The organism is Pantoea sp. Ap-967 (assembly GCF_011752565.1).
Taxonomy (GTDB): Bacteria; Pseudomonadota; Gammaproteobacteria; order Pseudomonadales; family Pseudomonadaceae; genus Aquipseudomonas.
The window spans coordinates 189,809-201,456 of record NZ_VWXK01000011.1; the positions used below are offsets into that span (position 1 = coordinate 189,809).

General features: G+C 65.9%; 12 protein-coding genes. 8 read left to right on the plus strand and 4 right to left on the minus strand.

Annotation, left to right across the window (positions count from 1 at the left end):
• Positions 1-9: 9 nt before the first annotated feature.
• Complete coding sequence (locus tag F3J45_RS14370; protein ID WP_167063484.1) at positions 10-666, minus strand: YciC family protein; 657 nt, start codon at positions 664-666, stop codon at positions 10-12.
• 155 nt (positions 667-821) lie between these two features.
• Between F3J45_RS14370 and F3J45_RS14375 the strand changes: the two genes are divergently transcribed.
• From F3J45_RS14375 to F3J45_RS14390, 4 genes are all read left to right on the plus strand, one after another.
• The gene (locus F3J45_RS14375) at positions 822-1,598 is read left to right on the plus strand and encodes a DUF2076 domain-containing protein (RefSeq protein WP_167063488.1); all 777 of its coding nucleotides are present in this window, start codon (positions 822-824) and stop codon (positions 1,596-1,598) included.
• A gap of 138 nt (positions 1,599-1,736) precedes the next feature.
• A complete protein-coding gene (locus F3J45_RS14380) occupies positions 1,737-2,216 on the plus strand; it encodes an NYN domain-containing protein (protein WP_167063492.1) in 480 nt (159 codons plus the stop codon).
• A gap of 104 nt (positions 2,217-2,320) precedes the next feature.
• The gene (yedA, locus tag F3J45_RS14385; RefSeq protein ID WP_167063497.1) at positions 2,321-3,235 is read left to right on the plus strand and encodes a drug/metabolite exporter YedA; all 915 of its coding nucleotides are present in this window, start codon (positions 2,321-2,323) and stop codon (positions 3,233-3,235) included.
• Positions 3,236-3,290: 55 nt separating this feature from the next.
• Entirely contained in the window at positions 3,291-4,622 is a 1,332-nt protein-coding gene (locus tag F3J45_RS14390; RefSeq protein ID WP_167063499.1) for a DEAD/DEAH box helicase, read from the plus strand.
• A 239-nt stretch (positions 4,623-4,861) separates the two neighbouring features.
• Here F3J45_RS14390 and F3J45_RS14395 read toward each other — a convergent pair whose 3' ends face one another.
• The 3 genes from F3J45_RS14395 to F3J45_RS14405 form a co-directional block, all read right to left on the minus strand.
• Entirely contained in the window at positions 4,862-6,136 is a 1,275-nt protein-coding gene (locus F3J45_RS14395) for a TIGR03862 family flavoprotein (protein ID WP_205300520.1), read from the minus strand.
• A gap of 116 nt (positions 6,137-6,252) precedes the next feature.
• Positions 6,253-7,167, minus strand: coding sequence for a histone deacetylase (locus F3J45_RS14400; RefSeq protein WP_167063502.1), 915 nt, complete (start codon positions 7,165-7,167; stop codon positions 6,253-6,255).
• Between the two features lie 72 nt (positions 7,168-7,239).
• The gene (locus F3J45_RS14405) at positions 7,240-7,926 is read right to left on the minus strand and encodes a histidine phosphatase family protein (RefSeq protein WP_167063505.1); all 687 of its coding nucleotides are present in this window, start codon (positions 7,924-7,926) and stop codon (positions 7,240-7,242) included.
• A 166-nt stretch (positions 7,927-8,092) separates the two neighbouring features.
• Here F3J45_RS14405 and F3J45_RS14410 point away from each other — a divergent pair, with 166 nt between their 5' ends.
• The 4 genes from F3J45_RS14410 (at position 8,093) to F3J45_RS14425 (ending at position 11,363) form a co-directional block, all read left to right on the plus strand.
• A complete protein-coding gene (locus F3J45_RS14410; RefSeq protein WP_167063507.1) occupies positions 8,093-8,665 on the plus strand; it encodes a GNAT family N-acetyltransferase in 573 nt (190 codons plus the stop codon).
• A gap of 104 nt (positions 8,666-8,769) precedes the next feature.
• Positions 8,770-9,639: an acyl-CoA thioesterase II gene (tesB, locus tag F3J45_RS14415; protein WP_167063510.1), complete on the plus strand. Its 870-nt coding sequence runs from the start codon at positions 8,770-8,772 to the stop codon at positions 9,637-9,639.
• The gene (locus tag F3J45_RS14420; RefSeq protein WP_167063513.1) at positions 9,636-10,226 is read left to right on the plus strand and encodes an HAD family hydrolase; all 591 of its coding nucleotides are present in this window, start codon (positions 9,636-9,638) and stop codon (positions 10,224-10,226) included. The genes tesB and F3J45_RS14420 overlap by 4 nt, the downstream gene beginning before the upstream one ends.
• A gap of 126 nt (positions 10,227-10,352) precedes the next feature.
• A complete protein-coding gene (locus F3J45_RS14425; protein WP_167063516.1) occupies positions 10,353-11,363 on the plus strand; it encodes an NAD(P)-dependent alcohol dehydrogenase in 1,011 nt (336 codons plus the stop codon).
• Positions 11,364-11,648 lie beyond the last annotated feature (285 nt).

Consider the following 11,648-nt stretch of genomic DNA (forward strand, 5'->3'; position numbering starts at 1 on the left):
CCCTGATGGTCACTGCGCGGGCTGGGTTTCCAGCAGCATGAACAGCCGGTACAGCACCACGGTGCTGAACAGCTGCAGGAAACCGCTGAGGCTGTCCATGGCCAGTTCCATGCCGGGGGCGGGGTCGGGGAAGGCCATCAGCAGCAGGCCGTCGATCAGCCAGATCGGCGCCAGCACGCCGAGCACGCACAGCATGATGCGCAGGAAGTGCCCGGTGGTCATGCGCGCGCTCTCGCGCATCGCCTGCACTACCGGCAGGCCGCGCAGCACCAGCAGGTACTCGGCGAACACCAGGTTGATCATGATCCACACGCCAGGGAAAACGAACAGCGCCAGGCCCGCCATGATCAGCAGCGAGCTGATCAGAATCAGCAACGCCAGCTGCGGCCACAACTGCACGGCGCGGGCGAACAGGTCGCGGCGCGGCACGTCCTGGCCGTTGCTGCGGGTGTGCAGGTAAAGAATCAACGCTGCGCTGTAGAGCGGGTAGAACAGCAGGCTGACGAGCATGCCGTAGGCCGGGGAGGCCTGATCGCCCAGCTGGCGGTACAGCAGCTGGGTCACCAGGGCCTCCAGCACCACCAGCGGCAGGCACAGCGGGATGATGTTCGCCAGGTGGCGGCGGAAGAAGTACAGGGAGTCGCGCAGAACGCTCAGCGGATTCATCGGTCAACATCGCATGGCAATTGAAGCAGGGGTGTCACTTTAGCCCAGAGCGGTAACTTGCTGAAAAAAGTTTCACCCGCCTGGTGATTGAATCCGCCGCTGGCGCGCCCCATCTTTGACACGTCCGATGTCCTGCTAGCCCACGAGGTAGCCCCATGAACACTGATGAACAAACCCTGATCGACGGCCTGTTCGGCCGCATCAAGCAAGCCGAAGACCCCAGCCAACCCCGTGATGCCCAGGCCCAGGCGCGCATCGAGGAGCACGTACGCCAGCAGCCGGCTGCGCCTTACTACATGGCCCAGGCGATTCTGGTTCAGGAAGCGGCCATCAAGCGCCTGGACGAGCAGAACAAGCAACTGCAAGCCGACTTGCAGCAGGCCCGTGCCCAGGCCGAGGCCAACCGTGCCAGCGCCGCCAGCAGCAGCGGCAATGGCGGAGGCGGTTTCCTCTCCAGCATCTTTGGTGGTGGCGCACGCAGCAACCCAGAGCCGGCACCACAGCCACGCCAGGCCAGTGCGCCGGTGCCGTCCGGTGGCGGCTGGCGCGAGCCGAGTGCCCCGGGTTTTGCCCAGCAGCCCCAGGCGCAGATGCAACAGCCGCAAGCGGGTTTCGGTGCCGCCCCGGCGCGCAGCGGTGCCAGCAGTTTCCTCGGCGGCGCGATGCAGACCGCAGCCGGCGTGGCCGGTGGCGTGCTGCTGGCGCAAGGCATCAGCAGCCTGTTCAACCACCACTCGCAGCCTGAGGAAGTGGTGGAAGTGATCAAGGAAGAACCGGCGCCTGCCAGCGATACCGCGGGTTGGAACGATCAGGGCGGGCAGGAGCACGTGGCCGACAACGGCGGCTGGGGCAATGACCAGGGTGGTTTTGCCGACACCGACTATGGCAACGACGATGGCGGGTTCTTCTCGGACGACGATACGTACGTCTGACCGGTCTGGCATACTGCTGGCAATCCTGGGGGCGCATCGCGCCCCTAATCGCGGGCAAGCCCGCTCCTACAGTGATCGAGTCAGGTCCCTGTGGGAGCGGGCTTGCCCGCGAAGCTTTTTAGACGACGAGGTTTCCAGGTGAAAAAGATTGCGCTGTTCGCCGACGTGCAGAACCTCTACTACACCGTGCGCCAGGCCCACGGTTGCCACTTCAACTACACCGCACTGTGGAACGCCGTCAGCCGTGAAGGCGACATAGTCGAGGCCGTGGCCTATGCCATCGACCGAGGTGACAGCAAGCAGCAGCAGTTCCAGCAGATTCTGCGCAACCTCGGCTTCGAGGTGCGCTTGAAGCCTTTCATTCAACGCAGTGACGGCTCGGCCAAGGGTGACTGGGACGTGGGTATCACCCTTGATGTGATCGATGCGGCCAGCCGGGTCGACCAGGTGGTTCTGGCCTCCGGTGATGGGGATTTCGACCTGCTGCTGGAGCGGGTGATCCAGCGCCATGGGACCGAGGCCGTGGTGTATGGCGTGCCGGGGCTGACGGCGTTGTCGCTGATTCGTGCGGCCAGCCGTTATGTGCCGATTGAAGGCCGGTTGTTGTTGAGGCATTGAGGCGCAAAAGTGTGCCGCCCATTTCAGCCTGTTTTGTAACTTATCTTTACGCTGGCAGCCCCCTACAATCAGTCACCCGAAAACGGATGTCCGAGTTACCTGCCATGCCTGCCTCCCGTCGTTTCCCGCTGTTGCTTATCGGCGCCTTCCTGGCGTTGTACCTGGTGTGGGGTTCCACCTACCTGTTCATCCGCATTGGCGTTGAGTCCTGGCCGCCGATGCTGATGGCCGGTGTGCGCTTCCTGACTGCCGGCGGCCTGCTTTACGGCTTCCTGCGCTGGCGCGGAGTACCGGCGCCGACCTGGCCACAGTGGCGGGCGGCCGGTGCCGTGGGCTTTCTGTTGCTCAGTTGCGGCAATGGTGGCGTGACGGTGGCCGAGCACGCTGGGGTGGCATCCGGCGTCGCGGCACTGGCCGTGGCCACGGTGCCGTTGTTCACCCTGCTGTTTGGCCTGCTGTTCGGCCATCGCAACTCACGCCTGGAATGGGCCGGGATCCTGCTCGGGCTGCTTGGCATCGGCTTGCTCAACCTTGGCTCCAACCTGCAGGCCAGCCCCATCGGTGCGGCGCTGATCCTGTTCGCCGCCGCGTCCTGGGCGTTCGGCTCGGTGTGGAGCAAGAGCTTGCCCTTGCCCCAGGGCCCCATGGCCAGCGCCGCCGAGATGCTGGTAGGCGGCGCGGTGCTGCTGCTGGGCAGTGCGCTGTCCGGTGAACGCATGACGCAAATGCCCAGCGCCGCTGGCTGGGGCGCGCTGGCCTACCTGGTGCTGTTCGGATCGATCCTGGCGTTCAGCGCCTACATGTACCTGCTCAAGCACGTGCGCCCGGCAGCGGCCACCAGCTATGCCTACGTCAACCCGGCGGTGGCGGTGCTGCTCGGCATCGTCTTCGCTGGCGAACACATCGGCGCTGAAGAATGCCTGGCCATGGCGGTGATCATTGGTGCCGTGGTGCTGATCGGCCTGCCGCAGTGGCGCAAGGCGCCAGCGCAGCCGGCGAAGGGCGAAATCTGCAAGTAGGCAGGGGCGATGCGGTAAACTTGCCGCCTTCGCTGAACCCCCTGACGGTATTGCCATGAATTTCGCCAAACTCGGCCTGATCGAACCGCTGCTGCGCACCCTGCAGCAGCTCGACTACACCACGCCCACCCCGGTCCAGGCCAAGGCCATTCCCGCCGTGCTGGCCGGCCGCGACCTGATGGCCGCCGCCCAGACCGGCACCGGCAAAACCGCCGGCTTCGCCCTGCCGGTGCTGCAGCGCCTGGCCCTGGAAGGGGAGAAGGTCGCCAGCAACTCGATCCGCGCGCTGGTGCTGGTGCCAACCCGCGAACTGGCCGAGCAGGTACACGCCAACGTGCGCGAGTACGCCGAGAACCTGCCGCTGAGCACCTATGCGGTGTACGGCGGTGTCAGCATCAACCCGCAGATGATGCGCCTGCGCCGTGGTGTCGACCTGCTGGTGGCAACGCCAGGCCGCCTGCTCGACCTGTTCCGCCAGAACGCCGTAAAGTTCAACCAGGTGCAGGCCTTGGTGCTCGACGAAGCCGACCGCATGCTTGACCTGGGCTTCGCCGAGGAACTGCAGGCGGTGTACGCCGCCTTGCCGCGCAAACGCCAGACGCTGTTGTTTTCCGCCACCTTCTCCGACCAGATCCGCGTGCTCGCAGGCCTTGCCCTGAACGACCCGCTGAGCATTGAGGTGAGCCCGCGCAACGCTGCCGCCACTACGGTCAAACAATGGCTGGTGCCGGTGGATAAAAAGCGCAAGGCCGACTTGTTCGTTCACCTGATGCGCAAGCAGCGCTGGAAGCAGGTGCTGGTGTTCGCCAAGACCCGCAACGGCGTCGACCAGCTGGTCGAGCGGCTGCTGGCCGAGGGCGTGAACGCCGACGGCATCCACGGCGACCGCCCGCAGGCCACCCGCCAGCGTGCGCTGGACAGCTTCAAGGCGCGTGAGGTCCAGGTGCTGGTGGCGACGGATGTCGCGGCCCGTGGCCTGGACATTGATGACCTGCCGCTGGTGGTCAATCTCGACTTGCCGATCGTGGCCGAGGACTACGTGCACCGCATCGGCCGTACTGGCCGGGCGGGTAACAAGGGCGAGGCGATTTCGCTGGTGTGCGCCGATGAAGTGCAGCTGCTCTCGGCGATCGAGGTGCTGACCCGGCAGACCTTGCCGCGCCATGAGGAACCGGATTTCATCCCTGAGCACCGGGTGCCGATGACCGATGCCAGTGGCCAGGTGGTCAAGAAACCGAAGAAGCCCAAGAAGCCCAAGGAAAACAGCGCCAAGCGTGGCCTGGGGCGTTGGCTGGACAGCGCCGAGGCCGGCGCCGCCGAGCCGCCGGTCAAGGCCGTGCGCAAGGTGCCGAGCTTTAACAGCGGGCCGCGCAAGCGTAAACCCTAAGCCTTGGCGCCGCTTGTGCGGCGCATCGCGAGCTCTGCTCGCTCCTACCAGGTCAGGGCCGGCTAGGCGTTTGGTAGGCCGTGCGCAAGGTGCCGAGCTTCAACAGCGGGCCGCGCAAGCGTAAACCCTAAGCCTTGGCGCCGCTTGTGCGGCGCATCGCGAGCTCTGCTCGCTCCTACCAGGTCAGGGCCGGCTAGGCGTTTGGTAGGAGCGAGCGCAGCTCGCGATGCGCAGCCCTACTAGCTGCGGGATTTCAACCAACCCGCCGCCGCCCGCCCGGCGCGCAACCCGCTGGCAAAGCACGCGGTCAGCAGGTAGCCACCGGTAGGGGCTTCCCAGTCAAGCATCTCGCCTGCACAGAACACCCCCGGCATCCCCCGCAGCATCAACCCTTCATCCAGCCCTTCGAAACGCACCCCGCCGGCGCTGCTGATCGCCTCATCCAGCGGTCGTGTGCGTACCAGGGTGATCGGTAGCGCCTTTATCGCCCGCGCCAGCGCCAGGGGGTCGGCAAACGTCGCCGGGTCGGTCAGCTCCCGCAGCAACCCGGCCTTGGCTCCGTCGATGCCCAGCTGGCCATGCAGGTGCTTGGCCATTGAACGCGACCCACGCGGTTTGGCCAGGGCCTGGGCGATTTTATCCACAGGCTTGTCGGGCAGCAGGTCGAGCAACAGCGTGGCCTGCCCGTTGACTTCGAGGGCCTGGCGCAGCGGCGCCGACCAGGCATACACCAGGCTGCCTTCGACACCCTGGGCGGTGAGGATGAACTCGCCCTTGCGCGGCGCCAGCCCCGGCATGCTCAGGGCGATGTTCTTCAACGGCGCGCCAGCGAACTTATCCACCAGCAGCGGGCTCCAGCCTGCCACCTCGAAGCCGCAATTGCTCGGCCGCAGCGGCGAGATATCCACAGCCCGCTCGGCCAGCAACGGCTGCCAGGCGCCGTCTGAACCGAGCCGCGCCCAACTGCCGCCACCCAGGGCCAGCACCACGGCATCGGCTTTCAGCTGCAATTCACCCTGTGGATAAGCGATTCGCAGCGCCCCGTCGGCATGCCAGCCCAGCCAGCGGTGACGGGTGTGGATAACTACCCCGCTGTCGCGCAGGCGCTTGAGCCACGCGCGCAGCAACGGCGCGGCTTTCATGTCGGTGGGGAACACCCGGCCCGAGGTGCCGACGAAGGTATCGATACCCAAGCCGTGAATCCACTGGCGCAGGGCATCGGCATCGAAGTCCTGCAGCAGTGCATCGATTTCCCCCTGGCGTTCGGCATAGCGCGAGACGAACTGTGGATAAGCTTCCGAGTGGGTGATGTTCATGCCGCCCACGCCTGCCAGCAGGAACTTGCGCCCCACCGACGGCATGGCGTCGAACACCTGCACGGCCAGGCCCTGTTGGGCCAGGGCTTCGGCAGCCATCAGGCCGGCGGGGCCGGCACCAATGACGACGGCCAGGGGAGGGGATGCGGGGTGGTTATTGGGCATGGCGGGCAGCAGGCTGTGGAAAAGAATGCGCATTCTAGCGCAGCCTGGCGGCTTCAAGCACTGTACAAAAAATGAACACTATTCTGCAGCCAGCGTGATACAAGGGCTGCAGCCGCTTTCCCGCAGGTTATCCACAAGCGGTTCCACAGTCATTGTGAACAACCGAGCACCCGCGCCGCGCTGTGGTGAAGGATGCCGTGGCGCCTGGCCAAGGCTTCGCGGTCCTTGCTGTAGCCGCCACCAATTACGCCCACCACTGGGATATCCCGGCCCAGGCAGTGGCGCATCACCTTTTCGTCCCGCGCGGCCACACCCGCATCGGTCAGCTGCAGGTAGCCCAATGCATCGTCCTTGTGCACATCGACCCCGGCGTCGTACAGCACCAGGTCGGGTTGGTACAGCGGCAGCAAGTAGTTCAGGGCGTCTTCCACCACCTGCAGGTAGGCGGAATCGCCCATGCCGCGCGGCAGGGGAATGTCCCAATCGCTGTGGGCCTTGCGCGCAGGGAAGTTCTGCTCACAGTGCAGCGAAACGGTGATCGCCTCGGGGGTGTCGTGAAGAATGCGCGCGGTGCCATCGCCCTGGTGTACGTCGCAATCGAAGATCAGCACCCGGTGCACGCGGCCGGCTTCGAGCAGGTAACGGCTGATCACGGCCAGGTCGTTGAAGATGCAGAAACCGGCGGGGTGGTCGTAGTGGGCGTGATGAGTGCCACCGGCCAGGTGGCAGGCAATGCCATGCTGCAGGGCCAGCTCGGCAGTCAGCAGCGAGCCACCCACCGCCCGCACGGTACGCCGTGCCAGGGCTTCGCTCCAGGGCAGGCCAAGGCGGCGCTGGTCCTCGCGGGACAGCTCGCCGTTCATGTAGCGCTCGATGTAGCTGCGCTCGTGGGCCAGGGCGAGGATGTCGTTGGGGCAGATTTCCGGGCGCAGTAGGGCCTGGTCGGTGGTCAGCCCGCTGGCCACCAGGTGGTCGCGCAGCAGGCGAAACTTGTCCATCGGGAAACGGTGCTCGGCGGGGAATTCCGGGCTGTAGTCATCGTGGTAGATCAGCGGCAACGGCATGGGGAGTTCGCAATCAGGGCCAGCGCTGATCTTGCCATGGCCGAGGAGGGTTTGGGGACCTCGGCCGTTTGCTTATCGCCCGGCGCTGGCCAGTACCCGTTGCCAGTCCGGCTCGTTCAGGCGGCCAAGGATCCGCGCCTTGCCGTTGCCATCGACGGAAACGAACAGGGCGCTGGCATAGCCGCTCTCACGCTCGCCACCGGCCACCTTCTGCTGGCGGGCGAAGTGGTCGATGCAGCCGTTGTGGGTCACCAACACCAGGTTGTGCCCAGCACGCTTGCGTGCCAGCGCCTCTTTGGCGAAGCCGCTGTCGCAGCTTTCCAGCCAAGCCTCGCTGGGCACGGCCTGGCCGAGGATGAAGTGCGCGGTCTGCTGGGTGCGCAGTTTCGGGCTGCTGAGCAGGTCGCTGTTGGCCAGGCCCAGTTGCTTGAGGCCTTGGCCAACCCGGGTGGCCGCTTCGGCGCCGGCCACGGTGATGCCGGTAGGGTCGTCCAGGCACGGCCCGGGCGCGCTGTCGCAGCGTTCGGCATGGCGGATCATCACGATCACCGCGCCCTCGGCCCAGTCCTGCAGCAGGCCGCTTTCACTCAACTGTTGCTCGTTGCCAAGGTCCACGATATGGGTCCTCGTCGCCAGCCAGGTGGTCACTGCCGCAATGACCATGCACAGGCCGAGGGCGGCACCGAGGGCTTTGCGCGACAGGCGTCGCTTGCGACGGGCGTGGATGGCGGGATGGCCCAAGGTGTTGCTCGGCTGCATGCGTCACTCCAATGGCGCGGCGGTGGGTGGTGGCAGTGTGCTAAACCGTCTGTCGGGGGCTGGTGAAGGGCGTGTGAAAAATCTATTCAGGCCGCTGCGGGCTGGGTGAAAGCCCTGGCTGCGCCTACGCTGTAAAGTGCAGGTCGGTAAAACCGGAGCACGCCCCATGACCCCCATCCTCCACCTGGAAAGCGCACGCCTGGTGCTGCGCCAATGGCACGACGACGACCTGCGCGAGTTCGCCGCGTTGTGCGCCGACCCGCAGGTGATGCGCTACTTCCCGGCGCCGATGACGCGGCTGGAAGCGGCGGCGCTGATCGGCAGGATCCGCGGGCACTTCAACGAGTACGGCTATGGTCTGTGGGCACTGGAACGTAAGGATAGCGGTGCTTTCATCGGTATGACGGGGCTGCTGCAGGTCAATTTCGACGCGCCCTTTGCCCCGGCGGTGGAGATTGGCTGGCGCCTGGCCCGCCGCCACTGGGGGCTGGGCTTCGCCAGTGAGGCGGCCTGGACCTGCCTGCGTTGTGCCTTCGCCCAATTGCGCCTGGAGCAGGTGGTGTCGTTCACTAGCCAGAGCAACCTGCCGTCACAGAAAGTGATGCAGGCCATTGGTATGGTCCGCGACCAGGACGGCGATTTCGAACACCCGCGCCTGCCCACCGGCCACCCGCTGCGGCCCCATGTGCTGTACCGCATGGACCGCGCCCACTGGGAGCAGACCCTGCGCACTGAATGAGCGGCCATGCGCGGCGTCGATGACAAACCCTGTATCATTTGCCTGATCGAGCGCCGCCAAGGCGATGCATCGCGAGCCAGGCTCGCGCCTATGGAGAACCCCCGATGAGTCATGTGTTGGACGACCTGGTCGACCTGTTGAGCCTCGAATCGATCGAGGAGAACCTGTTCCGTGGCCGCAGCCAGGACCTGGGCTTTCGCCAGCTGTACGGTGGCCAGGTGCTGGGCCAGTCGCTGTCGGCCGCCAGCCAGACGGTCGAGGACGCGCGCCACGTGCACTCGCTGCACGGCTATTTCCTGCGCCCGGGCGACGCCAGCCTGCCGGTGGTGTACTCGGTTGACCGCGTGCGTGACGGCGGCAGCTTCAGTACCCGGCGGGTGACGGCCATCCAGAAAGGCCAGCCGATCTTCACCTGCAGCGCTTCGTTCCAGTACGACGAGGAAGGTTTCGAGCACCAGGTGCAGATGCCCGATGTGGTTGGCCCGGAGAACCTGCCGACCGAGGTCGAGCTGGCCCGTGCCCATGCCGACAAACTGCCCGAGCGCATCCGCGACAAAGTGCTGTGCGCCAAGCCGATCGAGATCCGCCCGGTTACCGAGCGCGACCCGTTCAACCCCAAGCCGGGGGACCCGGTGAAATACGCCTGGTTCCGCGCCGACGGCTCGCTGCCGGACGTACCGGCGCTGCACAAGTACCTGCTGGCCTATGCCTCTGACTTCGGCCTGCTGACCACCTCGCTGATGCCCCACGGCAAGTCGGTGTGGCAGCGCGACATGCAGATCGCCAGCCTCGACCATTCGCTGTGGTTCCACCGCAACCTGCGTGCCGATGAGTGGCTGCTGTACGCCACCGACAGCCCATGGGCCGGCAACGCCCGTGGCTTCTGCCGCGGCAGCATCTTCAACCGCGCCGGCCAACTGGTGGCGTCGTCGTCCCAGGAAGGGCTGATTCGCCATCGCAAGGATTGGGTATGAGCCTGGCTGAAGTCCGTAACTGGGTGTTCGACATGGACGGCACCCTGACCGTGGCGGTGCATGACTTCGCCGCTATCCGCGTGGCCTTGGGTATTCCACCCGAGGACGACATCCTGACGCACCTGGCCGCGCTGCCGGCCGCCGAGGCGGCGGCCAAGCATGCCTGGTTGCTGGAGCACGAACGCGACCTGGCGATTGCTTCGACGCCTGCCACCGGGGCGGTGGAGCTGGTACGCGAGCTGGCCGGGCGTGGTTGCCGGCTGGGTATTCTGACCCGTAATGCGCGGGAGTTGGCCCATGTGACCCTGGAGGCGATTGGCCTGGCCGATTGCTTCGAGGTGGCGCACATTCTCGGGCGCGATGAAGCCGAGCCCAAGCCGAGCCCGGATGGGCTGTTGAAGATTGCCAGTGCCTGGGGCGTGGCGCCCAGCGAGCTGGTGATGGTTGGGGATTACCGCTTTGACCTGGACTGCGGGCGGGCGGCTGGCGCGCGCACGGTGCTGGTGAATTTGCCGGATAATCCGTGGCCGGAGCTGGTGGATTGGCATGCGGCCGATTGCCGGGCGTTGCGGGGGTTGTTGGGCTGAGGCATTTGTTGCCTGTGCGGGCCTCTTCGCGGGGCAAGCCCGCTCTTGTAGGAGCGGGCTTGCCCCGCGAAGAGGCCCACACTGACTATGCTGAACCCCATCTTTCCCCTCAATGGAGCCCCAGTCATGCCCAGCAAAGCCATCTATGTACAACCCGGCGGCGGCTACGACAAGGTCGAGCTAGGCACCTGCGAAGCGCCAGCCCCCAAGCCCGGCGAGATCACCGTCCAACTGCACGCCAGCTCCCTCAACTACCACGACTTCGCCGTGGTCAGCGGCATGTGGGGCCCGAGCGAGCGGCGCATTCCCATGGCCGATGGCGCCGGCGAGGTGCTGGCCGTTGGCGCGGGCGTGAGCGAATTCAAGGTCGGTGACAACGTGGTCAGCACCTTCTTCCCCGACTGGCTCGACGGCCAGGCCCAGGTCGAAGGCTTCGCCCGCGTGCCCGGCGACGGCATCGATGGCTATGCCCGCGAGCAGGTCACGGCAGCGGCCACCGCCTTCACCCTGGCGCCCCAGGGCTTCAGCCATGCCGAGGCCGCCACCCTGACGACTGCCGGGCTCACCGCCTGGCGCGCGTTGATGAGCGATGACCACTTGAAGCCCGGCGATACCGTGCTGGTGCAAGGCACCGGCGGTGTGTCGATCTTCGCCCTGCAGTTCGCCAAGCTGGCCGGTGCCACGGTGATCGCCACCTCGTCCAGCGATGCCAAGCTCGAACGCCTCAAGGCCCTGGGCGCCGATCACCTGATCAACTACAAGGCCAACCCGGCCTGGGGCGAAAAGGTGCGCGAGCTTACTGGCAACCGGGGTGTCGACCATGTGATCGAAGTGGGCGGCCCGGCAACCCTGGAGCAATCGATGATCGCTGCGCGCATTGGCGGGCATGTGTCGCTGATCGGCATTCTCACCGGCGTAGCCGGGCAGCTGCCGCTGGTGCAGGCGCTGGTGCGCCAGATTCGCCTGCAAGGCGTGCTGGTGGGCAGCCGTGCGCAGCAACAGGCGATGGTGCGCGCGATTGATGCCAATGGCTTCAGGCCGGTGGTCGACAAGCACTTTGAACTGGAGCAGATCGTCGAGGCGTTCCGTTACCAGGAGAGCAACCGGCACTTCGGCAAGATTTGCCTGACGTGGTAGTGGCGGTGGGCCTGGGTGGGCCTGGGGGCCTGGTAGGAGCGAGCGCAGCTCGCGATGGGCTGCAACGCAGCCCCAGCATCATGGGCCAGAAAGCTGGAAACCCGGGGCCGCTGCGCGCCCCATCGCGAGCTGCGCTCGCTCCTACCAGGTGGCGCAAATGAACTGCGCCCCAGATGTTGGACACCCGTCCATCACCTGGGGTTTTTCATGAGCAAGTATCCAACACCTTTCAAGCGGTCAGCCATCCAAGCCTTCCTCGATCGAGGCTATGGCTTCCGCCATGTT